This window comes from Staphylococcus sp. LKG3-1 (assembly GCF_048568385.1).
Classification (GTDB): domain Bacteria; phylum Bacillota; class Bacilli; order Staphylococcales; family Staphylococcaceae; genus Staphylococcus; species Staphylococcus saprophyticus.
The window spans coordinates 2,454,307-2,479,509 of the sequence record NZ_CP183796.1; the positions used below are offsets into that span (position 1 = coordinate 2,454,307).

At 34.0% G+C, this 25,203-nt stretch carries 23 protein-coding genes and 1 riboswitch; of the genes, 17 read left to right on the forward strand and 6 right to left on the reverse strand.

The window, feature by feature from the left end:
* The first annotated feature begins 178 nt into the window (after positions 1–178).
* The 11 genes from norA (at position 179) to ACM595_RS12210 (ending at position 13,746) form a co-directional block, all read left to right on the forward strand.
* Entirely contained in the window at positions 179–1,339 is a 1,161-nt protein-coding gene (gene norA / locus ACM595_RS12160) for a multidrug efflux MFS transporter NorA (protein WP_011303676.1), read from the forward strand.
* 321 nt (positions 1,340–1,660) lie between these two features.
* Positions 1,661–2,401: a hypothetical protein gene (locus ACM595_RS12165; protein ID WP_037538980.1), complete on the forward strand. Its 741-nt coding sequence runs from the start codon at positions 1,661–1,663 to the stop codon at positions 2,399–2,401.
* 369 nt (positions 2,402–2,770) lie between these two features.
* Positions 2,771–3,640, forward strand: a complete 870-nt coding sequence (galU, locus tag ACM595_RS12170; RefSeq protein WP_011303674.1) for a UTP--glucose-1-phosphate uridylyltransferase GalU — start codon at positions 2,771–2,773, stop codon at positions 3,638–3,640.
* Positions 3,641–3,721: 81 nt separating this feature from the next.
* The gene (ybaK, locus tag ACM595_RS12175; RefSeq protein WP_002483962.1) at positions 3,722–4,201 is read left to right on the forward strand and encodes a Cys-tRNA(Pro) deacylase; all 480 of its coding nucleotides are present in this window, start codon (positions 3,722–3,724) and stop codon (positions 4,199–4,201) included.
* Between the two features lie 349 nt (positions 4,202–4,550).
* Positions 4,551–5,309: a DeoR/GlpR family DNA-binding transcription regulator gene (locus ACM595_RS12180; protein WP_002483961.1), complete on the forward strand. Its 759-nt coding sequence runs from the start codon at positions 4,551–4,553 to the stop codon at positions 5,307–5,309.
* The gene (pfkB, locus tag ACM595_RS12185; RefSeq protein WP_041079727.1) at positions 5,306–6,229 is read left to right on the forward strand and encodes a 1-phosphofructokinase; all 924 of its coding nucleotides are present in this window, start codon (positions 5,306–5,308) and stop codon (positions 6,227–6,229) included. The genes ACM595_RS12180 and pfkB overlap by 4 nt, the downstream gene beginning before the upstream one ends.
* A gap of 1 nt (position 6,230) precedes the next feature.
* Positions 6,231–8,174 (forward strand): PTS fructose transporter subunit IIABC, encoded by a 1,944-nt coding sequence (locus ACM595_RS12190; RefSeq protein ID WP_041079726.1) that lies wholly within the window; start codon positions 6,231–6,233, stop codon positions 8,172–8,174.
* 198 nt (positions 8,175–8,372) lie between these two features.
* The gene (nagA, locus tag ACM595_RS12195; protein WP_002483958.1) at positions 8,373–9,539 is read left to right on the forward strand and encodes an N-acetylglucosamine-6-phosphate deacetylase; all 1,167 of its coding nucleotides are present in this window, start codon (positions 8,373–8,375) and stop codon (positions 9,537–9,539) included.
* Between the two features lie 292 nt (positions 9,540–9,831).
* Positions 9,832–11,181 (forward strand): hemolysin family protein, encoded by a 1,350-nt coding sequence (locus ACM595_RS12200; RefSeq protein WP_011303668.1) that lies wholly within the window; start codon positions 9,832–9,834, stop codon positions 11,179–11,181.
* 170 nt (positions 11,182–11,351) lie between these two features.
* Complete coding sequence (locus tag ACM595_RS12205) at positions 11,352–12,191, forward strand: aldo/keto reductase (RefSeq protein WP_002483956.1); 840 nt, start codon at positions 11,352–11,354, stop codon at positions 12,189–12,191.
* A 493-nt stretch (positions 12,192–12,684) separates the two neighbouring features.
* A complete protein-coding gene (locus ACM595_RS12210; RefSeq protein WP_075340015.1) occupies positions 12,685–13,746 on the forward strand; it encodes a glycosyltransferase family 2 protein in 1,062 nt (353 codons plus the stop codon).
* Between the two features lie 217 nt (positions 13,747–13,963).
* On the opposite strand, the gene ACM595_RS12215 is transcribed toward ACM595_RS12210, so the two are convergent.
* From ACM595_RS12215 to queC, 5 genes are all read right to left on the reverse strand, one after another.
* Complete coding sequence (locus ACM595_RS12215) at positions 13,964–14,215, reverse strand: GlsB/YeaQ/YmgE family stress response membrane protein (protein WP_002483954.1); 252 nt, start codon at positions 14,213–14,215, stop codon at positions 13,964–13,966.
* 68 nt (positions 14,216–14,283) lie between these two features.
* On the reverse strand, positions 14,284–14,877 hold the full coding sequence (locus tag ACM595_RS12220; RefSeq protein ID WP_075340016.1) for a hypothetical protein: 594 nt from the start codon (positions 14,875–14,877) through the stop codon (positions 14,284–14,286).
* Positions 14,878–15,117: 240 nt separating this feature from the next.
* Positions 15,118–15,834: a 7-carboxy-7-deazaguanine synthase QueE gene (gene queE / locus ACM595_RS12225; protein ID WP_419744314.1), complete on the reverse strand. Its 717-nt coding sequence runs from the start codon at positions 15,832–15,834 to the stop codon at positions 15,118–15,120.
* Positions 15,827–16,252 (reverse strand): 6-carboxytetrahydropterin synthase QueD, encoded by a 426-nt coding sequence (queD, locus tag ACM595_RS12230; RefSeq protein ID WP_069819972.1) that lies wholly within the window; start codon positions 16,250–16,252, stop codon positions 15,827–15,829. Before queD ends, queE begins: the two co-directional genes overlap by 8 nt.
* Position 16,253: 1 nt before the next feature.
* A complete protein-coding gene (gene queC / locus ACM595_RS12235) occupies positions 16,254–16,925 on the reverse strand; it encodes a 7-cyano-7-deazaguanine synthase QueC (protein ID WP_069821746.1) in 672 nt (223 codons plus the stop codon).
* 99 nt (positions 16,926–17,024) lie between these two features.
* Positions 17,025–17,071: riboswitch (PreQ1 riboswitch) on the reverse strand.
* A 109-nt stretch (positions 17,072–17,180) separates the two neighbouring features.
* Here queC and ACM595_RS12240 point away from each other — a divergent pair.
* From ACM595_RS12240 to ltaS, 6 genes are all read left to right on the forward strand, one after another.
* Positions 17,181–17,774, forward strand: a complete 594-nt coding sequence (locus tag ACM595_RS12240) for an anthranilate synthase component II (RefSeq protein ID WP_011303664.1) — start codon at positions 17,181–17,183, stop codon at positions 17,772–17,774.
* Positions 17,758–18,900 (forward strand): aminodeoxychorismate synthase component I, encoded by a 1,143-nt coding sequence (pabB, locus tag ACM595_RS12245; RefSeq protein ID WP_069825721.1) that lies wholly within the window; start codon positions 17,758–17,760, stop codon positions 18,898–18,900. The genes ACM595_RS12240 and pabB overlap by 17 nt, the downstream gene beginning before the upstream one ends.
* A complete protein-coding gene (locus tag ACM595_RS12250) occupies positions 18,900–19,508 on the forward strand; it encodes an aminotransferase class IV (RefSeq protein ID WP_002483947.1) in 609 nt (202 codons plus the stop codon). Before pabB ends, ACM595_RS12250 begins: the two co-directional genes overlap by 1 nt.
* A gap of 339 nt (positions 19,509–19,847) precedes the next feature.
* Positions 19,848–20,555, forward strand: coding sequence for a 5-oxoprolinase subunit PxpB (gene pxpB / locus ACM595_RS12255; RefSeq protein ID WP_002483946.1), 708 nt, complete (start codon positions 19,848–19,850; stop codon positions 20,553–20,555).
* Positions 20,543–21,547 (forward strand): biotin-dependent carboxyltransferase family protein, encoded by a 1,005-nt coding sequence (locus ACM595_RS12260; protein ID WP_002483945.1) that lies wholly within the window; start codon positions 20,543–20,545, stop codon positions 21,545–21,547. Before pxpB ends, ACM595_RS12260 begins: the two co-directional genes overlap by 13 nt.
* A gap of 667 nt (positions 21,548–22,214) precedes the next feature.
* Positions 22,215–24,155, forward strand: coding sequence for a polyglycerol-phosphate lipoteichoic acid synthase LtaS (gene ltaS, locus ACM595_RS12265; RefSeq protein WP_037538973.1), 1,941 nt, complete (start codon positions 22,215–22,217; stop codon positions 24,153–24,155).
* Positions 24,156–24,373: 218 nt separating this feature from the next.
* Here the strand turns inward: ltaS and ACM595_RS12270 are convergent, their stop codons facing one another.
* Positions 24,374–25,192 (reverse strand): ZIP family metal transporter, encoded by an 819-nt coding sequence (locus tag ACM595_RS12270; protein ID WP_041079719.1) that lies wholly within the window; start codon positions 25,190–25,192, stop codon positions 24,374–24,376.
* Between the last annotated feature and the right edge of the window lie 11 nt (positions 25,193–25,203).

Consider the following 25,203-nt stretch of genomic DNA (forward strand, 5'->3'; position numbering starts at 1 on the left):
AATGGATTACAACACTATTATACAAGTTCTTATTAAGAGTTTGTATAATAGTGTTTATAGTAAATATTTTTTATTGTCATTTGCTATAGAACTGTTATAGAATGTTGTAATATTAAGGTTTTATCAATGTTATAAATAGCCAGCAATTTATATATTAAAAAAGAATGGAGTGAGAAACGTGAATAAGCAATTTATTATATTATATTTTAATATTTTTCTTGTCTTTTTAGGTATTGGTTTAGTTGTTCCGGTATTACCGGTTTATTTGAAAGACTTAGGCTTAAAAGGTAGTGACTTAGGTATACTCGTTGCTGTCTTTGCTTTAGCACAAATGATCATTTCACCATTTGGTGGTACGCTGGCAGATAAATTAGGTAAAAAACTGATTATTTGTATAGGTTTGGGTCTTTTTGCTATTTCAGAATTCTTATTCGCTGCAAGTCATACGTTCTCACTTTTAATCGTTTCTAGAATACTAGGTGGATTTAGTGCTGGTATGGTTATGCCGGGGGTAACAGGAATGATTGCTGATATTTCTGTAGGTAGAGATAAAGCGAAAAATTTCGGCTATATGTCAGCAATTATTAATTCGGGATTCATTTTAGGACCAGGGATGGGTGGATTTCTAGCAGAATTTTCACATAGATTACCGTTTTATGTGGCTGGTTTTAGTGGATGTGTGGCATTAATCTTATCGATTGCATTAATCAAAAATCCAAAGAACAGTACGCAAGATGGTTTCACTCAATATCAACCAGAATTACTATCAAAAATTAATTGGAAAGTATTTCTGACACCAATTATCTTGACACTTGTACTCGCGTTTGGCCTATCTGCTTTTGAAACGCTATTCCCATTATACACAGCAGATAAAGCACACTATTCACCATTAGATATTTCATTCGCGATTACTGGTGGTGGGATAGCCGGCGCAATATTCCAAGTGTTTTTCTTTGATAAATTCATGAAACATTTCAAAGAGTTAACATTTATCACTTATGCATTACTTTATTCTGCTATCATTTTATTGGCACTGACATTTGTTCATAGCTATTGGTCAATTATGATTATTAGTTTCATCGTGTTTATCGGATTCGATATGATCCGACCAGCGATTACAAACTATTTTTCTAATATTGCTGGAAATCGACAAGGTTTCGCAGGTGGGCTGAATTCTACATTTACCAGTATGGGCAACTTTATCGGGCCTCTTGTAGCAGGCACATTATATGATATCAATTTCGAATTTCCCTTATATATGTCAGTATTAGTAATGGTATTAGGTATGTTCGTTATATTTATAGAAAAAATGATTAGATCACGCTTCAGTAATATTTAAATTTTAAACAAGAACAAGTTGAATATGCAGATGTACCCTTCAGAGTTGACGTTAAAAAGTGGAAACTGTGAAGGGTTTATTTATGTAAAAAGGGGATAGTGAATGACTGTTTTCAGAAATAAATCATTTAAGTGTTTATGTCATAAGGCTAATACTAAAAACTGAAAACGAATATGACACTTGTATTAAATAAGCTAGACTTACGTAATATTCATGTAACAAAGATTACATTTGTTTTAAATTGTGTTCTATTTAAGTGTTTATAGAATAATCTGTGCTAACATGATAAGAAATGTAATAAATGTAAGTAAGGGGATGAACTTGAAAAATTTAATGTTAACGATTATGGCGTTCCTTCTTGCTTGCTGTTTAGGTTTTCTTCTTTTTATAGCTACAAACCAACAAGCGCTTGCAAAAGTACATGAAACGATTTCTAGTATTTCAGTTGGAGAACAAAATGCTGAAGCTAAGGACAAAGCAAAACAAAAAGATAAGAATTCAATTAAGGCAGCGATGAAAGAAGAAAAAAATGAAGCGCCATATAATGCAACAAACTACCAACCTATTGCCAAATTAACGACGCACGATTTAAAAGAGAACGAAACGGGACAAGCGAACTTACCGCAATTTTCTAAAGCACTAAATAAAGCACAGACGCTTGTGAATCATGACAATCATAAATCTAATCCATATAACGATTATGGTATCGATAGCACTTGCCAAGGTGTATATTATTATATTTTTACATTTAAAAATGAAGCAAAACCAAATACGTATTACAGAGTAACTGTAAGTGAAGACAATCAAGCGAGTATATTTGATAAATCGTATGTAGTGAATGACAATCAATCACCGTTACATTCGAGTATCTCTCCTCAAGAATCTGAAGTGATTGCACAAAAGCATGCTGTAGATAAGCTAGGAGAAAATGTCGTTTTGAAAAAGGTTAAAGAATCTAAGGACGGCATGTACTATACTTTTCATGAATATAAAACACAAAGAGATTATAAAGTTGTTGTTAGTAAATCCGGGGATGTTATACAGCAACCTTCATTAAATTAGATATAGAAGTCTGGGACAAATATAGATGTCTCAGGCTTTTTTCATTTAGGCAGTAGATGACTGAATTGAAAATGTAAAGTCCTACTTCTTTAAAGAACTACTTATTTAATTTATGAAAATTAGTAGTTCTTATGCATGTGCTTTAGCTCAAGTAAACCATTACCCTAGTCACCCTTGTCTTGTTTACATAAGTAGGACTACGAATTCTCAATTAAAAAATTTGTTTTCTGTCTCACTTCCTTCTATATTAGGGAAATCAGTATAAAGACACTCATATCAATGTTATGATGATAGTAATGAATAAAAAATAAATTGAATAGTTTATTTTCTGTAGTAGTCATAAATATTAATAGGAAAAGGATGAGCGTTTTGAGAAAAATAAAGAAAGCAATCATACCAGCTGCTGGATTGGGTACACGTTTTTTACCAGCTACGAAAGCGATGCCCAAAGAGATGTTGCCTATTTTAGATAAACCTACGATTCAATACATAGTAGAAGAAGCGGCACGAGCAGGCATCGAAGATATTATTATAGTGACAGGTAAACACAAACGTGCTATTGAAGATCATTTTGATAATCAAAAGGAATTAGAAATGATTCTTCAGGAAAAAGGTAAAACAGATTTATTAGAAAAAGTTAAATATTCTACAGAACTTGCAAACATTTTTTATGTTCGACAAAAAGAACAAAAAGGACTAGGTCATGCAATATATTCGGCAAGACAATTTATTGGTGATGAACCATTTGCTGTCTTATTAGGTGATGACATCGTTGAATCAGATAATCCAGCTATTAAGCAACTGATTGAAGCTTATGAAGAAACGGGGAAATCTGTCATCGGTGTTCAAGAGGTGGATGAAGCACAAACACATCGTTATGGTATTATTGATCCACTACAAAAGTTTGGTAGAAAATATGAAGTGAATGAATTTGTAGAAAAACCAAAACAAGGCACTGCGCCTTCTAATTTAGCTATTATGGGGCGTTATGTTCTAACGCCTGATATTTTTGATTACTTAGCTACGCAAGGCGAGGGTGCAGGCGGAGAAATTCAACTCACTGATGCCATAGAACGCTTGAACAGAGCAGATCAAGTCTATGCATATGATTTTGAGGGTGACCGTTATGATGTTGGTGAAAAATTAGGTTTTGTAAAAACGACGATAGAGTACGCTTTAAAAGATGAATCAATGCATGATGAGTTAGTTGAGTTTATAAAAAAACTGAAGCTAAATTAAATTACGATGAATTTAAAAAAGTATTAGCTAAAAAGTTTAATGTAATGACGTCTTTTTAAAAGTCATATGGAGTGATTGATAATGAAGCAAAAGAAAACCAATGCAATGAGAATGCTTGACCGAAGTAAAATACCGTATGAAGTTAATACTTATGAAGTTTCAGAAATACATATGGATGGTGAAAGTGTAGCTGAAAAGGTAGGCGTGGATCCCGGTCTTGTATATAAAACTCTTGTACTTGAGAATACAAATCACGCTCATTTTGTGTTTGTTATTCCAGTTCGCGAATCTTTAGATATGAAAGCGGCAGCGCACGCGGTGGGAGAGAAGAAACTGCATTTAATGCCACTTGATGATTTGAAAAAAATTACTGGATATATCAGGGGTGGTTGCTCACCTATTGGTATGAAACGCGCATTTCCAACGATAATAGATCAACAAGCAATGGACATCGATACCCTTTATGTAAGTGGTGGTGAACGGGGCACACAGATTAAAATAGATGTTAGAGACTTAATTAATGTGACGAAGGCAAAGATTGTCGAAGTCATACATAAATAAAAGCATGTAATAACAAAGCGGCAGACAGGAATCTGATTATATAGATTGCTGTCTGTCATTTTTTTGTATATAAGTATTTAAGATAACTCAATTTGCAACCACATGATGAACTACAAACGAGTATTAGATTTTAGATGAATAAATAACGTGTTTGTTCATATTATACAAACGATAAAAGATTAAGTTTGTGATGATAAAATTTAACGTAGCGCTTTATTTACAAATAACTAAAAATGACAATTAATAGAACTTTTAAGGTTGTATATGACTGTTTTTGATTGTTTTTGACGAAAAATGATTGAAAAAAGAAAGCGTAAACATTATAATGACATTGAGATGAGGTGAAGCGATGATAACGGAAAAACGCCATGAACTAATTTTGACTGAATTGTCAAAACAAGATTTTTTAACGTTACAAGAATTAATTGAACGCACAGGTTATAGTGCTTCAACAATTCGGCGTGATTTATCAAAATTGCAGAAATTCGGGAAACTCAAAAGAGTACATGGAGGTGCAACGCTAAATCAATCATCTGCATTAGAACCTAACTTGGCGGATAAAAGAAGTACCAATTTAAGGGAGAAACAAGAAATTGGTAGGCTGGCAGCAAGTCAAATTGAAAATCGAGATTGTGTGTTTTTAGATGCCGGTTCAACAACATTGGAAATGATTCCTTATATCAAAGCGAGTGACATTATTGTTGTTACAAACGGCCTAACACATGTTGAAGAACTATTAAAACATGGCATCAGAACACTGATTATAGGTGGGGAAGTCAAATCTACCACATTTGCAACCGTTGGTGCGAGCGCTTTAGAAACATTGCGTCGTTATCGATTTGATAAAGTGTTTTTAGGAATGAATGGTATTGATTTGAAATATGGTTTGACGACACCAGATGAACAAGAAGCAATTATAAAGCATCATGCCATGCAATTAGGCACACAAGTTTATGTATTGATAGACCACGATAAATACGAAAAAGTTTATTTTGCACATGTACCTTTAGAAGAAGGGATTTCAATCATTACTTCCAAAAAGGCACAATCACTTAAACAATTTCATCTGTTTGCTGGTCAATATAATTTTATTGGAGGCACATTATGATTTATACGGTAACTTTTAATCCTTCTATTGACTACATTATGTTCGCAAATGATTTTGAACTTAATGGATTAAATCGCGCCACGGAAACATATAAATTTGCAGGCGGTAAAGGCATTAATGTATCAAGAGTGCTTAAAACACTTGATGTATCATCAACGGCACTTGGATTTGCGGGTGGTTTTCCTGGTCAATTTATCGCAGAAACATTAGCTAAATCAGATATAGTTACGAACTTTGTACAAGTTAATGAAGATACAAGAATTAATGTTAAATTAAAAACTGGGAAAGAAACAGAAATTAATGCACCTGGACCGCAAATAACAGATGAACAGTTCGAAACATTGTTAACACAAATTAAAAAAACCACAAAAGAGGATACGGTTATAGTTGCTGGGAGCATTCCGAAAAGTGTACCGAATGATGCATATGAACAAATTGCTCAAATCACTAATGCAACGGGAGCCAAACTAGTGGTTGATGCAGAAAAAGATTTAGTTGAATCGGTATTGGGGTATCATCCTTTATTTATTAAACCGAATAAAGACGAGTTAGAAGTGATGTTTAATACTACGATTGAGACTGATCAAGATGTAATCAAGTATGCGACTGAAATATTAACAAGGGGTGCGCAATCGGTCATTATCTCGTTAGGCGGTGAAGGCGCAGTTTATGTCGATGCACAACAGAGCTTTAAAGCCATTGTGCCTAACGGTCACGTAGTTAATACAGTAGGATCAGGAGATAGTACGGTTGCTGGTATGGTTGCCGGTCTTGAGGCTGGATTGCCAATTAAAGAAGCATTTAAACAAGCCGTGTCTGCTGGAACCGCTACAGCATTTAACGAGGATTTGGCTACAGCAACTGCGATTGAAGATATTAAAAAGCAAGTCGTTATTACGACATTAGGTGGGAGGGAGTAATATGAGAATTACTGAGTTATTAACAAAAGATACAATTGCTATGGATTTATCAGCTTCAGACAAAAATGGTGTTATCGATGAATTAGTCAATCAGCTGAATCAGGCAGGTAAATTGAATGATTTAACAAGTTTTAAAGAAGCGATTCATAATCGTGAATCCCAAAGTACAACAGGTATTGGTGAAGGTATAGCGATTCCACATGCTAAAGTAGCTGCAGTTAATACACCTGCAATCGCATTTGGTAAGTCTAAAACAGGTGTGGATTATCAAAGTTTAGATATGCAACCAGCACATTTATTCTTTATGATTGCAGCACCTGAAGGCGGTGCTCAAACACATTTAGATGCTTTAGCTAAATTATCTGGAATTCTGATGGATGAAAATGTCAGAGCATCATTATTACATGCGGAGTCACCAGAAGAAGTCCTTAACATTATCGATAAAGCTGATGATGAAGCAACGGAAGAAGAAGCCGCAGAAGCACAAGGCACGCCTGCTTCAACTACGGATTCAAACGAGCCATACATTTTAGCTGTAACAGCGTGTCCAACCGGTATCGCACATACGTATATGGCACGTGATGCTTTGAAAAAACAAGCTGAAAAAATGAACGTTAAAATAAAAGTAGAAACAAATGGCTCAGGTGGTATTAAGAATCACCTGACTGACGAGGATATCCAAAACGCAACAGGTGTCATCGTAGCAGCGGATGTACATGTAGAAACAGATCGTTTTGATGGTAAAAATGTCGTGGAAGTACCTGTAGCAGATGGGATTAAACGTCCAGAAGAATTAATTCATTTAGCGCAAGATACTTCGCGTAAACCATTTGTAGCTAAAGGTGGTAATACGGTAAATAAAGGCGCTGCAAGTAATGAAAAACAAGGTGTAGGTAAGACAATATATAAACACTTGATGAATGGTGTTTCTAATATGTTACCACTTGTTATTGCTGGTGGTATCTTAATGGCGATTGCTTTCTTATTTGGCGCAAATTCATTTGATCCAAAGAGTTCTGAATACAATGCCTTTGCTGAGCAATTGTGGAATATAGGTAACAAGAGCGCATTCATGTTTATTATTCCTATTCTTGCTGGTTACATTGCACGTAGTATTGCGGATAAACCAGGTTTTGCAGCAGGACTTGTAGGTGGTTTGCTTGCTAGTACAGGAGATTCTGGATTTATCGGTGGTATCATTGCAGGTTTCTTAGCAGGTTACTTAACATTAGGTATTAAGAAATTAACAAGTGGTATGCCACAATCATTAGAAGGATTGAAGCCAACGTTAATATTCCCAGTATTGTCTGTGTCTATTACTGGTTTGCTTATGATTTATGTGATTAATCCGCCTGCTTCTTGGTTGAATAATACATTATTGAATGGTTTACAAAGTTTATCTGGCACGAATATTATGTTACTCGGATTAGTCGTCGGTGCAATGATGGCAATTGATATGGGAGGACCGTTTAATAAAGCGGCCTATGTGTTCTCAGTAGCTGCATTAACAGAAGGAAATGCAGCACCTATCACGGCAGCAATGATTGGTGGTATGGTGCCACCACTTGCTATTGCAACAGCGATGTTAATCTTCCGTAAAAAATTCACCAAAGAACAAAAAGGTTCTATTGTACCAAACTATGTTATGGGCTTGTCCTTTATTACAGAGGGTGCCATTCCGTTTGCAGCCGCTGACCCACTTAGAGTTATCCCATCAATGATGGTTGGCTCAGGTGTAGCCGGTGCCATTGCATTAGGACTAGGCTCTTCAATTCAAGCACCACATGGTGGGATTATCGTCATCTTAGGTACGGACTTTAGTCATGTGTTGCAATCACTTATCGCAATAATTGTTGGCGCTATCGTGGCAGCAATCATTTATGGTTTATTAAAACCAAAATTAACGCAAGATGAAATACAATCTTCAGAAGCTATGAATGAGTAAAGTAGATTTATCGTAATAGCTTAGATTAAAAAAGTCAGAAACGTCTCATGTCATGAGTGCGATTTCTGGCTTTTTTTGTTTTATGAATTTTAGGATTAAAAACTTTTGAATATAATATTGACACTTGATTTGGTAAAATGTGAATAAAGACTGCAATAAAGATGCATAGAGTAAATAAACTTAAAGAAGGTTGAAAAAATGAGCGAATATGTTATTGAAAATGGACGGATTTATACTGAGACAGAGACAATAGAGCGAGGCTACCTCGTTATTAACAATGAGAAAATAACTGAAATTAAATCGGGAGACTATCACGGAGATTTAACAACAATTGATGCGCAAGGACAACATATTATACCTGGATTTATAGATATTCATATGCATGGTGGATATGGGGAAGATGCTATGGATGCTTCTTATGATGGGTTGAAACATTTATCTGAATCACTATTGTCAGAAGGAACTACGAGTTATCTAGCGACGACAATGACGCAATCTGATGAAAACATCACGAAAGCATTAGAAAATATAGTGAATTACCAAAAAGCGCAAGATCAATACAATGCAGCAACTATTGTCGGTGTACATTTAGAAGGACCGTTTATATCTGAACATAAAGTAGGCGCACAAAATCCAGCTTATGTTCAAAGACCTACTGTCGCAAAAGTTGAACAATTTCAAACCACAGCTAATAATCAAATAAAAGTAATTACCTTTGCACCAGAAGTTGAAGGTGCGCATGAAACACTAGAGGCATTACATAAAGAGATTCAATTTTCAATTGGACATACAGTCGCTACTTTTGATGAGGTAAATGATGCTGTTGCACATGGTGCCAAACATGTTACACATCTTTATAATGCTGGAACATCATTTGAACACCGAGAGCCAGGGGTCTTTGGTGCTGCTTGGTTGAATGATCAATTAAGTACGGAATTGATTGTTGATGGTATTCACTCACATCCTGCAGCCGTTAAAATTGCCTATAAACAAAAAGGGAATGCGCGCTTCTTTTTAATCACAGATGCTATGAGAGCTAAAGGCATGCTTGATGGAGAATATGATTTAGGTGGGCAAAATGTAATTGTTAAAGGGTCCGAGGCGCGTTTAGCTTCTGGCGCATTAGCGGGAAGTATATTGAAAATGAATACCGGCTTGAAAAACTTAATCAACTTTACAGGTGATACATTAGATCATTTATGGCGTGTAACGAGTCTAAACCAAGCGATAGCTTTAAATATTGATACACAAACAGGCAGTTTGGAAGTTGGGAAAGATGCAGATATTGTCATAGTCAATGACGATATCGACGTGCTAGCAACGATTAAATCTGGTAAGATTCACAAGTTTAAATCAGTACTTTAATGTAATAATAAATCTTTTTGAAAATTGATTTTAAGAATGGATTAATTACAAAAGTTGACTTAAGTTGTCATTTAGGTTTAAATGTTATGTTAGAATATTGATTTTTAAGCATGTAAATAACAAGAACTGTATCCATTATGATAAAATAAAAGAAATGCGTATTTTTAGGGAGGTGTCGCAATGGGGAGGATTTAGTATTCAACATAGTCATGCATAATAAAAAAAATACTTATGTTCGGTCACCTTTTGTGACACGAAATATGGAGGTGAATCCCTAGAAATAGGGAACTAATTGGAAACAGTGACCATAATGAATTTAGTAATATTTTTTCTTTTAATAGCATTAACAACGGTATTCGTAGGATCGGAATTTGCTTTAGTAAAAGTGCGTAGTACAAGAATCGATCAACTCGCTGCGGAAGGTAATGGTAGCGCACGCGTAGTTAAAAAAATGATAAAAAATCTAGACTATTACTTATCGGCATGTCAACTCGGTATAACAGTAACGTCATTAGGTTTAGGTTGGTTAGGTGAACCAACTTTCGACAAATTATTGCATCCATTATTTGAACTGATTCATTTACCAGATGCTTTAACTACTACAATTTCATTTATCGTATCCTTTATTATCGTGACATACTTGCACGTAGTATTGGGTGAGTTGGCACCGAAGACATTAGCGATTCAACATACTGAAAAATTAGCATTGTTATATTCAAGACCACTTTATTATTTTGGTGTCGTTATGAAACCATTAATTTGGTTAATGAATGGTTCAGCAAGGATGATTATTCGTATGTTCGGCGTTGACCCAGATGCGAATAACGATGCAATGTCAGAAGAAGAAATAAAAATCATAATTAATAATAGCTATAACGGTGGAGAAATCAATCAAACAGAATTAGCTTATATGCAAAATATCTTTTCATTCGATGAAAGACAGTCTAAAGATATCATGGTTCCCCGTACACAAATGATTACAATGAATGAGCCATTTAATGTAGACGAATTGTTAGAAACGATTAAAGAACATCAATTCACACGTTATCCAATCACAGCAGATGGAGATAAAGACCATGTGAAAGGCTTTATTAATGTTAAAGAATTTTTAACAGAATATGCTTCTGGTAAACAAATTAAAGTAAGTAACTACATTCATGATTTACCTATGATTTCAGAAACAACACGTATTAGTGATGCACTGGTACGTATGCAGCGTGAACATGTTCATATTAGTTTGATAATTGATGAATATGGCGGTACTGCTGGTATCTTGACAATGGAAGATATATTAGAAGAAATTGTTGGTGAAATCCGTGATGAGTTTGACGATGATGAAGTCAATGATATTGTTAAAGTAACGGAAAATAGATACCAAATTAATGGTCGTGTGTTATTAGATGATTTAAACGATCAACTTGGCATTGAATTTGAGGATTCAGAAGATATAGATACCATTGGCGGTTGGTTACAAGCACATAATACCAATTTACAGCAAAATGATTATGTGGATACTGAATACGATAGATGGGTTATTTCAGAAATTGATAATCATCAAATTATCACAGTTATTTTAGAATTAGAACATAATAAAACAAGACCAACTTTAGAAGAACTTGAAGAAGAAGAAGAAAACGATTAATCTAATTCCAGTTTCAGATGGAATAGTTATACGAAATCCTGACAAAGCATCAATGCTTTGTTGGGGTTTTTTGATTTTTACATATATGAAAAGATGATATAGTGTATTTTAGTAACAGTATTGGTAATATGTGCAGGATTTAGAAGCATAAATGAAAAGGGGTTTGAATTATGTTAGAAGACGTATATTATTTAAACAACGGTTATCCTATGCCGAAAGTTGGATTAGGTGTCTATAAAATTACTGATGACGAAATGAATGTTTCAGTAGCAACAGCACTAGATGCTGGTTATCGTGCATTTGATACTGCCTATTTTTATAAAAATGAAATAGCCTTAGGCAATGCATTAAAAAAAGCTGACATTCCGCGTGAAGATTTATTTATTACATCAAAATTATGGAATGATTATCAGGGTTATGACCGTACAATTGAATTTTTTACTAAATCTATTGAAAATTTAGGTACTGATTACCTAGATTTATTTTTAATACATTGGCCATGTGAAGCAGATGACTTATTTATAGAAAGTTATAAAGCTATGGAGGCATTATATGAAGCGGGTAGAATACGTGCGATTGGTGTATGTAACTTTAAACAACACCATTTAGAGAAATTAATGAGTGAAACAGATATCGTGCCAGCTGTGAATCAAATTGAAGTACATCCTTACTTTAATCAACAAGAACTGCAAGCATACTGTGATAGTAAAGATATTGCTGTTACAGCGTGGATGCCGTTGATGAGAAATCGAGGTTTACTTGAACATGAAGTCATTTTAAAACTAGCAGAACGCTATGAGAAGACACCGGCTCAAATTGTGTTACGTTGGCATCTTGCACATAACCGACTTATTATTCCAAAATCAAAGACACCTGAACGTATTAAAGAAAATTATGATATCTTCGATTTTAATCTTGAGCTCACAGATATCGCAGAAATTGATGCAATGAATCGTGATGAAAGACAAGGTAAAGATCCAGATGAAGTACGCATCGGTACATTAAAATAAACGAAAGATGAGTCTGGGACATAAATAGTTGTCTCAGACTCTTTTTCGTTTAGGCAGTAGATGACTGAATTGAAAATACGCTTATATCAAGCTTTTTTCAATCCTAGTCATCCTTGCCGGGGTGGGACTACGAAATCTCTATTAAAAAATTTGATTTCTGTCCCACTCCCTTTATTTATTGTTGCAATGGTTATTGTTTTCAAATAGTTCCAATAGTTGATAGACTTAATGTAACAATTTATATCTTTAATCATTTTAAATTTCAGTCAATATGATTGGTTGAGTAAAAATCGTTTTTACTGAGTTTATGAACATTAAATTGACATGAACGTGTTAATTTAAGCAAAGGCAGAAACTAAGCATATACATTAAGTTTTACCATTGAACATTAAGGCTATATAAAGATTGTGTAAATTTAATTGATTTAGATAGCATGATGTAGGTGGGAATTGATAAAGTAAAATTGAAGTAATTGAAATGAAGGTGTTTAGGTATGCAAATCAGAGTTATAGTACCTTGTTATAATGAAGGTGAAGTGATTTTAAAAACGTATGAAAAATTGACTGAGATTTTATCGAAAGATAGTCAGTACCATCACTATGACTACGATATATTATTTGTAGATGATGGTAGTAAAGACAAAACAATTAATTATATACAAGATATGGCTACAAAAGATCATCACGTGAAATTTATTTCATTTAGCCGAAACTTTGGTAAAGAATCTGCAATGATAGCTGGCTACCAACATAGTAAAGACTGTGATGGTGTGATTATGATAGATGCCGATTTACAACATCCGCCGGAACTCATCCCTCAGATGATTGAAGGTTATATGGACGGTTACGATCAAGTGATAGCTAAGCGTGATAGAATTGGTGAAAAACAATCCAGAAAAGTAATGACTAAAATTTATTATAAATTAATTAATCAATTTGTTGAAGATATTAAACTAGAAGACGGTATTGGAGACTTTAGATTACTGAGTCAACGTGCTGTTATATCACTCACACAATTAGATGAATATAATCGTTTTTCAAAAGGATTATATGAGTGGATTGGTTATAATACCAAAGTGTTTACGTATGAAAATGTAGAGCGTGAAGATGGCGAATCAAAATGGTCATTTAGTAAATTATTAAATTACGGTATAGATGGCTTAATTTCTTTTAATAATAAACCATTACGGGCCATGATATATCTTGGGCTTATCGTGTTCTTTATTAGTTTACTTTATATAGGATACATTTCAGTCGGTATTATGATTCGTGGTGTGGAAACGCCAGGTTATTTCTCTACGATTGCCGCTATCTTATTACTCGGTGGGATACAGTTGACATCCATTGGTATTGTAGGCGAATATATTGGACGTATTTATTATGAAGTGAAACAACGTCCAAAATACATCGTCCAAGCAACGAACTTTAACTATGCGTGTGATAATAATAAACAAAATATAAATCAAGACATTAACCATGAAATCGAACGCAACGATCGACAACATGAAATGTCTGAAAAAAGTAAATCAGAAAAAGAATTAATTAAAAACAGATGAGTTACCTGTTAATTGTTAAGCGTATTGAAAGTTAGTGTGCATAATGATTTTGCAACACACGCGATACAAGGTGGACACTTGATAAGTGGCTAGCTTGTATCGCTTTTTTATTTATATAAAGTGCAATTAGGACTAATAATATTATGATAAATGGTCAACAAAGACATAGAAAAAAAGCCAATTTCGATTATTCGAAATTGGCTTTTAAAAATTGCGATTATTTTTTACGTAATTTACCAAAAATAAATGATACAACTGCTACTAAGATAATTGTACCGATAAGTGCTGGGAACACAGCGATGCCACCTAAGTGCCAACCCCAATCTCCAAGTAGCCAAGAACCTAATGCTGAACCAACGATACCAGCAATAATATTACCTAAAATACCACCTGGAATATCTTTACCGACGATACCACCAGCAATCCAGCCGATTAAACCACCGACAATTAACATAAGAATAAAGCCCATAATGATTTACCTCCTTTAATAAAAACTTAATTAACTGTTATCATATACCACAAAATATAATATCTTAATCATTTATTAGAAAAAAATATATTCTGCCATAATAAAAACCCGATAAATAGTAAATGAATTATGATGAAAGCATACCAATAGGGTGTTAATAAGGTCATTATCGTAAAGGAAAGTATAATCAATAATTGCCCGACAAAGATAGGGCGCTTAATCCGATTCATAGGTTTAAGTTGTTCTTTTTCTTTTGGCTGAAAGGTACTATAAAATAGTAAAATTGCTCCAATAAGGAAAATAGCTGGCGCTAAATAAGGGATAGACATGTAATAAGAATCATGACTCGTACTATATGTAAGAATGAGTGAAGTACTCAAAATGATTGTGAGTACAACTGCGATAAATTTTTGGTCTGTTACCTTGAAAGCAGCTACTTTTCGGTCTAGATATAATTGTAATAATGTCCAAATTATTAGTTGACCACATGTATAAAATACGATGTAATCATATTCTCCAACTAGAAATATATTAATAATACTGTTGAGACAGATTGCTATTAGTATAGAGCTAAACTTTAGTTGTTTAAAATTCTGACGATATAAATCAATACCAAGTATGATGCATATCGCAGCGATATTTATAATGATATTAATCAGCATGATGCTCTCCTAACCTAGATACTTCATTGAAACATTATATCAATTAAGTTAAAGTTAATCATTTAATTTCATGTCTTTAATTAAAAATTATCCAATATAGTTTGAATAAGAATAATTTGATATAAATGAATGAAATGATGTCTACAGTGATAATCCACTATATAATATTTGCATCACAAAAAAAGCGATTCGTTATATAGACAAAGAGCATTATACAACGGATCGCATTCAATACTCAATTTAAACACCTTTTTTGTTACTCCAAAGCAGTGTGTGTAATTGAGGTAATACATATACATTATTCATATCACTACTCACCATCACGCGGTCTACCAATGTTTCATATAATGATAATAATTTTTCAGTGTGAGCTTCTACATGCTCGCCATCTAAGTAGGGATTTCCGACCTGTAAATAGAAAGGCACAGTAGGATAACGATGATGAATCATCTTAGCGAATTGGTAGTCTTCGTCATCAAAGATTACAACTTTCAAGTTCAATGATTCCGGCACACATTGCTCGATGACTTCATCTAGAATAGGGAGATTAGGTTTCATTTTTGAACTTGGTGGTTTGGGGCTAATAGTTAAGTCATCAATTTGAGTCATCCATGGTTGGAATTTGCTACCTTGTGTTTCTAAAGCACTTTGAATCCCTTTTTCATCAAATAAATCTACTAATTGTTGAATGCCTTTAATTAAAGCAGGATTTCCACCTGAAATAGTGACATGATTAAATGAATCGCCAGCAATATGATAAAGTTGGTCATATATTTCTTCAGCTGACATCATTCTAATATCTTCTTTAGCACTACCGTCCCAAGTGAAACTTGAATCGCACCAACTACAACGATAATCACACCCTGCTGTACGCACAAACATGGTCTTTCTACCTATCACGCGTCCTTCACCTTGAATAGTTGGGCCAAATATTTCTAAAACGGGTATTTTACTCATGTTTTGTCTCCTTTGGTCGATAAACAACGTAACTGGTAGGCGTTTCTCTGACATAGACCTGTAAACATTTAGGTTGGTTGTCACGTTGATTCAACGAAGTTTGAACCATTTCATAAATAGTTTGGGCAACGATTTCGGTAGAAGGGCTTTTGCCTTCAAATTGAGGTAAATCATTAAGTAAATAATGATCAAATTGGCCATGAACCAATTGTTTCAATTCACTAAAATTCACTAAGAAACCATTGTGATCTAAAGTGTCACCAGCAATTGTTAAATTTACAAAGTATGTGTGACCATGTGTACGCATGCATTTTCCTGCATCATCACTTGGTATGTAATGTGCAGCAGAAAAATTAAAGTCTTTATTTAGTTCGAAGCTATAGGGATGTTGTACGCTTGGATAATTTTGTTGGAACATATTAGTCCACTCCTTCTTCCGCTAGATAAGCATTTAAACCATTTGCTCTTAATTGACAAGCTGGACATTCTCCACAGCCATCTCCAATGACGCCGTTATAACAAGTTAACGTATTGTAACGGATATAATCTAAAACGCCTAAATCATCACTTAAAGCCCATGTGGCTTTTTTATCTAACCACATTAATGGTGTATGAATGACGAAGTCTTTATCCATAGAAAGTGATAATGTGACATTCATTGATTTAACAAAGCTATCTCTACAGTCTGGATATCCTGAAAAGTCAGTTTCGCAAACGCCGGTAATAATATGTTTGGCATTGGTTTGGTAAGCTAATGCACCAGCAAATGAAAGGAATAATAAATTTCTTGCAGGTACAAAGGTATTTGGAATACCATCATCACCAACCTCGATGTCTAAGTCGTGTTGCGTTAATGCATTGGGTGTAAGTTGTGAAAGTAATGACATATCAAGTAGATGATGCTTCACACCTTGTTCATCTGCAATTTGCTTTGCGACTTCAATTTCGGTGTCATGTCTTTGGCCATATGCGAATGTGACAAGTTCTACCGACTCAAAATGTTTTTTTGCCCAAAATAAGCACGTCGTACTATCTTGACCACCACTAAATACGACGATGGCTTTGTTATTGTCTAATGTTTGTTCTGACATTTGTCTTGCACTCCTTAAAAATAGTCGAACTAACTGGTACAGGGTATAGATAAGCGCATAAAAAAACGCCTATCTCTATAAAAAAGACAGACGTTGTACATGTGTCTAGTTTTTTATAGAGGGTATCAGCTAGGAACCTCTTTATATTCATTTATAACGTGATTCAGAATAATATATTTAAACTGTAAAATCAAGCTAATATTTGTGATAATAAGTATAACAGACTATTGAACATTTTTAAAAAGAGGCGACAACATGATATTAATTATTGATAATAAAGATTCGTTTACTTATAACATTGTAGACTATGTAAAACAAAGTTATCGTGGCTTAATCGAAGTGATAGACGTTACGTATTTAACAGTAAATAAAATATATGAGCTAGCACCTAAAGCAATTATTATTTCTCCGGGGCCAGGTGCGCCCAGAGATTATCCATTATTAAATGAGGTTATTAAAACATTCTCTGAAGCAATGCCCATACTAGGTGTTTGCCTTGGCTTCCAACAAATTGTGACTTATTTTGGTGGCGATATTATCAAAAGTGATAAACCGATTCATGGGCATACTACTCAAATTCGACATAGTGGCAAAGGTCTATTTCATCAATTACCGGAAACTTTTAAAGTTATGCGCTATCATTCTTTAAAAGCTCATGCACAAACTTTTCCGAATACATTAGAAATTACTGCAATCAATGAAGACAATATTATTATGGGGTTAGAACATAAAGTATTACCTATATATGGCGTTCAATATCATCCTGAATCAATCCTAAGTGAACATGGGTTAACACAAATACAAACATTTATAAATATAGTGGAGGCGTATCATGCAAATACACTTTAATTATCGTTATACATTAGATGAAGAAAATTATGAAATGCATCAATATTTACTCACACAGTGTACAGATAAAAAAGTAGCTCTGAACATTGAAACGGTTGGGGAAGTGATTTCTTTTGCAGAATCTAAGCAAAAAGCAGGTTATTATGTTGCGCTTTATATAGCCTATGAAGCGGCACCGTATTTTAATCCTCAAATGTCTACAGTGAAAATTGAAGATGCGTATATATATGCAGCAGCTTATGCGTTTGATCAAGCTACGAATGCTGAAAAACAAAATGACAAACAACCACCGCAACAGAAATGTAATTTTAAATTTAAACGCCCATCGTCTCAACTGGTAGAACATATTAAAATGATTCAATCGGCGATTATTGAAGGCAATACATATCAAGTAAACTACACAACACGTTTAACAGATCAAATACGACAACCCATTGCAGATTTATATTATACGTTATTACAACAAAATCATGGTTTTTATGCTGCACTTATAGATACAGAAGAAATACAAATTGCCTCTATGTCACCCGAATTATTTTTCCAACGAGGCCCTTTTAAAAACAAAGCAGATGTACTATTAAGTAAACCAATGAAAGGGACCATCGCACGAGGTAAAACGAAAGCAGAAGACCAACTTAACCAAATGACACTGGCAGAATCGGCAAAAGATAGAGCGGAGAACGTGATGATTGTAGATTTATTACGTAATGATATGAGTCGAATTGCAAAGACTGGAACCGTAAAGGTCTATAAACCTTTTCATATCGAAACGTATAGCACCGTTTTTCAAATGACTTCAATGGTAACAAGTGAACTTAGTAGCAAGACAGATTTAATAGATGTATTAACTGCTTTATTCCCTTGTGGTTCAATTACCGGTGCACCTAAATTGAATACGATGCAATATATTAAAGATTTAGAACAGACACCGAGACATGCTTATTGTGGCACAATCGGCTTACTATTGCCGGAGGGTAAATCTATTTTCAATGTGCCAATTCGCACAATACAATACTTAAATGATGAAGCAATTTATGGAGTGGGTTCAGGGATTACTATTGATTCTATACCTGAAAATGAAGTGCAAGAATTTAAAGATAAAACAAAAATACTGGAGAGATTATAATGCAGCTATTTGAAACTTTACGTATGGAAGCAGGTAAATTACCAAGATTGTCTTATCATAAAGCACGAATGGAACGGTCAGCAGCACGATTAGGATTCAGGTTTGATGGTGATTTATGGCAAAATGAGATCAATACCATCATTGAAAAACATCCAGTAGGACATTTTAGAACGAAACTTATTCTAAATCCAGATGGCACAATGCAACATGTCGTTGCAGATTTATCAGATAAAAAGGCATTTACAGCAAAATTTCAACAATTACAAAATCATATACCTAGATCAGTAGTAATCAACAAAACAACGCAAAGAGACCACTTAGCGCACATGCATGAGACAGACCTTATACTACTTTATGATGAAAAGGGTAAAATATTAGAATTTGATATTGGGAATGTAGCTATTAAAGAAAATAATCAACTTTTTACACCTGTTTATGAAGCAGATTTTTTACTCGGTTGTAAGCGACAAGAGATGATCGACAATGGCGCATTGCTAGAAAAAAACTTTTATTTAAACGAATTAAAGGAAAAAGTTGCGCAAGGCAAGGTATCCCTTTTTCTGATAAATAGTTTGAGAGAGGTTGCCGACGTAGAAATTTATCTATAGAATATAAAAAGTATAAACATGGTGTAGTAAATAAAATCATAAAGTGGTTTAATCATGAATTGAGTAAATAAAATAAGGGCAAAATAACAGTAGAATGTGAGTGAAGCAAAATGATGATACTAGCTTGGATACTAGTAATTATTATAATTTCTGTCATTACCAAATGGGTAGTACATTTATTAACACAACGACAAAGCATTTACTTAACTAAGTTGGTCATTACGACATCATGTATCATTCAGTTTATTATTGTCTTTTTTTTGATGAAAGCAATCGTACATTATCTGGCACAAGCATTAGATGTGTTTTATCGATAGTAACAAATTACGAGGTGAGCCTATGAAAATATATAGTCAAGGGGACCAAGCTATTGTGGTTTCTATAGAAAAAGAGGTCTCTAAAGATTTAACTGAAGAGTTATTAGCTTTGAAAAAGTATTTAGCAGATAAACAATATCCATTTATTACTGAAATTGTGCCGACGGAATCAGATATGATGATTTGTTATGATGCACGTGACATGATCAAGCACCACCATATACAGTCTCCATTCTTATATATGAAAGCATTGATGCAAACTATACAATTAGAGATTAAACATGAAGACGCGCCCGCACCTTCAATAGAAATACCAGTTATTTATGGAGGAGAATATGGTCCGGATTTAGACGCTTTATTAGCACATTATAAATTGGACTTTGAAAAATTTGTAAAATTACATACGCAACCAACATATTTTGTTTCTATGATGGGCTATACACCAGGGTTCCCTTATTTGACTGGCATGTCTAAACGTTTATTCGTCAATCATACTGGAGGTAATAAAACCTTCATACCTGCAGGATCAGTTATTATCGAAGGCAAAAAGACGGGGATTACGACGACAGATACTTATGGTGACTGGTTAGTGATTGGTTATACACCTGTAAAATTATTTAATCCAGAATTAAAAGATTTCACCAAACTTAAGCTTGGTGATAATGTTGTATTTCAAGCAACGACAGAGGAATCGCTGGATTTAGGAGGCTTTGAACCATGTCAATCATAATAGAAGGCGAAGGGTTATTTTCTAGTTTTCAAGATTTTGGACGAAAAGGCTATGAACATGACGGTGTGATTCCAGGTGGTGCCTTAGACCCGCTTTCCCATGAAATAGCAAATAGATTAGTAGCCAATGATAAACATGAAGCTACATTGGAAATGACAAATAGAATGGCAAGCTTTCGTTTTACGGAGCCTACATTAATTGCTATGAGTGGTGGCAGCTTTAAAGCTGAGACAGCACATATGAAAGTCTTGCCAAACAAATTATATTTAATGGAAAAAGGTGACGTCCTAGCATTTACTGAAACGAAGCATACATCTCGGGTGTATTTGGCAATAGGTGGCGGTTTCGAGTTAGATGAATGGTTAGGTTCAACATCAACAGATTTTAAATCGAATATCGGTGGTTTCCATGGACGAAGTTTAAAAAAAGGTGACGAAATCAATATGAAACGTGATTATACCGAGCGTCATCATAAACTTTTTGAGAATTTAGAAGAAACACATCAAACTGACTGGGGAATTGATGGCTACGCATTGTCCTTTAATTATATGTCTGATGTGTTCCATGTTATTAAAAATAAAGGCACAGAAGACTTTGAACAAAAAGCATTAAGTCGATTTACATCTGGTGAATATAAAGTGACGAGTAAAGCGAACAGGGTCGGCATGTATGTAGAAGGTAAACCAGTAAAAGCTTTCTATGAAGATATGCCTGCGCATCAATCAGTACAAATTGGCACGATACAAGTTAAAAGAGATGGCACACCCATTATTTTACTGAACGATCATTATACATTGGGTAGTTACCCCCAAATTGGTACAATTGCAAGCTATCATTTAACTAAATTAGGACAAAAGCATCAAGGTACTAAATTGAAGTTCCAATTTATCGATGTAGAAAGCGCGGAGAAAAATTTAATTAAATACACAAATTGGTTGAATCAACTATTTCATGGTATTGAGTATCGTATGCAATTAGAAATGCTCAAATAACAGTGTTGAACTGAAATTGAACAATTAAACTTTAGTGAGCTGTAATCCACAAGTGTATCTTGTTGGATTGCAGTTTTTTTATTTATATCAGTATCTATCACTGGAGTGAAGATTAAATTATGATGACATACGACTCAAGCCTGATTAATATACATAATATGCAGTGTATAATTAAATGGCATATTAATAATTAATAACCAGTTAACATCGTTTTAATAAGCCGTTAACAAAGTATTTATTTAGTCCTTAAATACATAAAAAAGTGTGTTTTTACTTGATATTCAACTGGATTTGCTTTATATTTATTAATTGAACTGTGTGCGTTTTGTTACGAATGCATTACAAATGATTGAAGTTTGTAAATGACTCGTAAAACACGACGTTAATTAAATCAATATAGTTTAAATATGCCAACTTAATGGATATTTAAAAAATTAAATTTAAAAAATGAAGTAATACACTGACTTTACTATTAATAAATTATAATCTGATTTGAAGATTTTAATAAATATTAGCCAGAAGTATCATCAACAAAGCAAATAAGGACGCAGACTGAGTTGGAGATATCAACATCGCTAACAAGTTTATTGAAAAAGTAACTTAGCCATTCTATACGAGGTTTGGATTGTATTCTAGCCATTATTAATCTATATCGGGGGATAAAAACATGAAATTGCACAAAAAGAAATTGACTCTTTTTGCGTTTTTTATTTTAACAGTATTAACTGTCACTTTAAAAACGTATTTTTCATACTATGTTGATTTTTCTTTAGGTGTTAAAGGATTAGTTCAAAACTTAATCTTATTAATGAATCCATACAGTTTAATCGCATTAGTACTAAGTATTTTCTTATTTTTCAAAGGTAAGAAAGCATTTTGGTTCATCTTTATTGGTGGCTTTATATTAACGTTCTTACTATATGCAAATGTTGTATACTTCAGATTCTTTTCTGATTTCTTAACATTTAGTACATTGAATCAAGCTGGGAATGTTGAATCTATGGGTGGTGCAGTGACGGCATCATTCAAATGGTATGATTTTGTATACTTTATTGATACAATCATTTACTTATTCGTTTTAATCTTTAAACAAAAATGGCTTGATAAGCGCGTGTTCAGTAAGAAATTTGTTCCAGTCGTGATGGCTGCTTCAATCGCATTATTCTTCTTGAACTTAGCGTTTGCTGAATCAGATCGTCCAGAATTATTAACGCGTACATTTGACCATAAATATTTAGTTAAGTACTTAGGACCATATAACTTCACTGTTTATGATGGTGTTAAAACAATACAAAATAATCAACAAAAAGCATTGGCAAACGAAGATGATTTAACAAAAGTATTGAATTATACAAAACAAAAGCAAACTGAACCTAATAAAGAATATTTTGGTGCAGCTAAGAAGAAAAATATTATTAAAATTCACTTAGAAAGTTTCCAAACGTTCCTAATTAATAAAAAAGTGAACGGTGAAGAAGTAACGCCTTTCTTAAACAAACTTTCAACAGGTAATGAAGGCTATAGATACTATCCAAACTTCTATCATCAAACTGGTCAAGGTAAAACATCGGATTCAGAGTTTACAATGGATAACAGTTTATTCGGCTTACCTCAAGGGTCAGCGTATTCTCTAAAAGGTGATAATACTTACCAATCGTTACCTGCTATATTAGATCAACAACAAGGTTATACATCTAGTGTTATGCATGGTGACTACAAAACATTCTGGAACCGTGATCAAGTATACAAACACTTTGGTATAGATAAATTCTATGATGCGACATATTATGATATGTCTGAAGATAATATTGAAAACTTAGGTCTTAAAGATAAAGAGTTCTTTAAAGAATCTGCTGACTATTTAGCTAAAGAAAAACAACCGTTCTACAATCATTTAATTACGTTAACAAACCATTATCCATTTACAGTGTCTCCTGAAGACGCATCAATTGAAAAACCAAACACTGGTGACTCCACGGTAGATGGTTATATACAAACAGCAAGATATTTAGATGAATCATTAGAAGAATTTGTAAATGAATTGAAGAAAAAAGGTCTATATGACGACTCAGTTATTATGATTTACGGTGACCACTATGGTATCTCTGAAAATCATAACAAAGCGATGGAAAAATTATTAGGCGAAGATATTACGCCAGCTAAATTCAACGATTTAAACCGAACTGGTTTCTGGTTGAAGATTCCTGGTAAAGAAGGTACCGTTGATAAGACTTATGCAGGTCAAGCAGACGTAATGCCTACGATCTTACACTTAATGGGTATCGACACGAAAAATTATCTCATGATGGGTACAGATTTATTATCTAAAGATCACAATGACACAGTACCATTTAGAAATGGTGACTTTGTAACCAAAGACTATAAATATGTTAATGGCAGAATTTATGATAATAAGAATAATGAACCTATGACTGAAAAACCTAAAGACTTCGAAAAACGTAAACAACAATCTGAAAAAGATTTACAGATGAGTGATGACGTGCTTAACGGAGACTTATTGAGATTCTATGACAACCCAGATTTCGATAAGATTAAACCATCAGAGTATGAATATAAAACAGGTCCAAAAGGACAAGAGAAAAAATAATTTTATTAAAGCGCTCGAGACACCAAAGTCTCGGGCGCTTATTTTTATAACCTAATCGATAAGTACGCGCATTGATTGCGTATGGGGAATGCGTCACAATGTGCTAAAAATTTTATAAAAGAAAAAACGTCAATTTCTATGTATAAAAAATAGAAATTGACGTTTTTTACTGGAAATCCTATAAAGTTTGAATAGGGTATGATCGTATGCCTTATCTCTTATCCTAGAGCTACATCAAGTATCATCATGATTGTGAAACCAACCATTAAACTTAACGTTGCAAGATCAGTGTTATTACTGGCTTGGGAATCAGGGATTAGTTCTTCAACCACAACGAATATCATTGCACCTGCAGCAAATGCTAACGCATATGGTAGCATGGGTGTAATAATTAATACGGCTGCTGCACCAATCGTTGCAAATATAGGTTCAACGATTGCGGATGCTTGTCCATAATTAAAAGCTTTCCATCTTGAGGCTCCTGCAGCTCGTATCGGCATAGATAGGGCAGCGCCTTCAGGAATATTCTGGATACCAATACCAATTGCGAGTCCAAGTGCACCTAAAAATGTCGCTTGTCCATTACCAGATACAATACCGCCAAATGCGACACCGATTGATAGGCCTTCAGGAATGTTATGGAGTGTAATAGCTAAAACAAGTAACGTGTTTTTATTGAGTTTTTTAGTACTTACACCTTCGTGGTATTGGTTTGTGTCTTGGGTGTTAGGGTGTATATGTGGGATGACTAAATCTAATCCACGAATGAAAAGACCGCCCAATAGAAAACCGATAGCAGCGGGTAACCATGCTACTGATGAACCTTCGCCATAGTCAATAGCTGGTTGTAAAAGAGACCAAAAACTTGCTGCAATCATTATACCTGCAGCAAACCCTTGCATAGAATTTAATATTTTGTCGTTTACTCTTTTAAAAATAAAGACCGCTGCTGCTCCTAATGCAGTTAGTAGCCAAGTGATAATACCTGCTATTAATGCTTGGATATAAGGAGGTAAGTTTTGGAAATTTTCCGACATAAGCTTCGCTC

What these genes read in the sequence shown, in the direction of transcription:
- ACM595_RS12180 (WP_002483961.1), top strand. Translation starts at nt 4,551, where the DNA reads ATGATAACGGAAAAACGCCATGAACTAATTTTGACTGAATTGTCAAAA.
- queE (WP_419744314.1), bottom strand. Translation starts at nt 15,834, where the DNA reads ATGAGTAAAATACCCGTTTTAGAAATATTTGGCCCAACTATTCAAGGT.
- pxpB (WP_002483946.1), top strand. Translation starts at nt 19,848, where the DNA reads ATGAAAATATATAGTCAAGGGGACCAAGCTATTGTGGTTTCTATAGAA.
- ACM595_RS12215 (WP_002483954.1), bottom strand. Translation starts at nt 14,215, where the DNA reads ATGGGCTTTATTCTTATGTTAATTGTCGGTGGTTTAATCGGCTGGATT.
- pfkB (WP_041079727.1), top strand. Translation starts at nt 5,306, where the DNA reads ATGATTTATACGGTAACTTTTAATCCTTCTATTGACTACATTATGTTC.
- ACM595_RS12260 (WP_002483945.1), top strand. Translation starts at nt 20,543, where the DNA reads ATGTCAATCATAATAGAAGGCGAAGGGTTATTTTCTAGTTTTCAAGAT.
- ACM595_RS12250 (WP_002483947.1), top strand. Translation starts at nt 18,900, where the DNA reads ATGCAGCTATTTGAAACTTTACGTATGGAAGCAGGTAAATTACCAAGA.
- queD (WP_069819972.1), bottom strand. Translation starts at nt 16,252, where the DNA reads ATGTTCCAACAAAATTATCCAAGCGTACAACATCCCTATAGCTTCGAA.
- ACM595_RS12220 (WP_075340016.1), bottom strand. Translation starts at nt 14,877, where the DNA reads ATGCTGATTAATATCATTATAAATATCGCTGCGATATGCATCATACTT.
- pabB (WP_069825721.1), top strand. Translation starts at nt 17,758, where the DNA reads ATGCAAATACACTTTAATTATCGTTATACATTAGATGAAGAAAATTAT.
- ACM595_RS12205 (WP_002483956.1), top strand. Translation starts at nt 11,352, where the DNA reads ATGTTAGAAGACGTATATTATTTAAACAACGGTTATCCTATGCCGAAA.
- queC (WP_069821746.1), bottom strand. Translation starts at nt 16,925, where the DNA reads ATGTCAGAACAAACATTAGACAATAACAAAGCCATCGTCGTATTTAGT.
- ACM595_RS12210 (WP_075340015.1), top strand. Translation starts at nt 12,685, where the DNA reads ATGCAAATCAGAGTTATAGTACCTTGTTATAATGAAGGTGAAGTGATT.
- ACM595_RS12190 (WP_041079726.1), top strand. Translation starts at nt 6,231, where the DNA reads ATGAGAATTACTGAGTTATTAACAAAAGATACAATTGCTATGGATTTA.
- ybaK (WP_002483962.1), top strand. Translation starts at nt 3,722, where the DNA reads ATGAAGCAAAAGAAAACCAATGCAATGAGAATGCTTGACCGAAGTAAA.
- ltaS (WP_037538973.1), top strand. Translation starts at nt 22,215, where the DNA reads ATGAAATTGCACAAAAAGAAATTGACTCTTTTTGCGTTTTTTATTTTA.
- nagA (WP_002483958.1), top strand. Translation starts at nt 8,373, where the DNA reads ATGAGCGAATATGTTATTGAAAATGGACGGATTTATACTGAGACAGAG.
- ACM595_RS12270 (WP_041079719.1), bottom strand. Translation starts at nt 25,192, where the DNA reads ATGTCGGAAAATTTCCAAAACTTACCTCCTTATATCCAAGCATTAATA.
- ACM595_RS12240 (WP_011303664.1), top strand. Translation starts at nt 17,181, where the DNA reads ATGATATTAATTATTGATAATAAAGATTCGTTTACTTATAACATTGTA.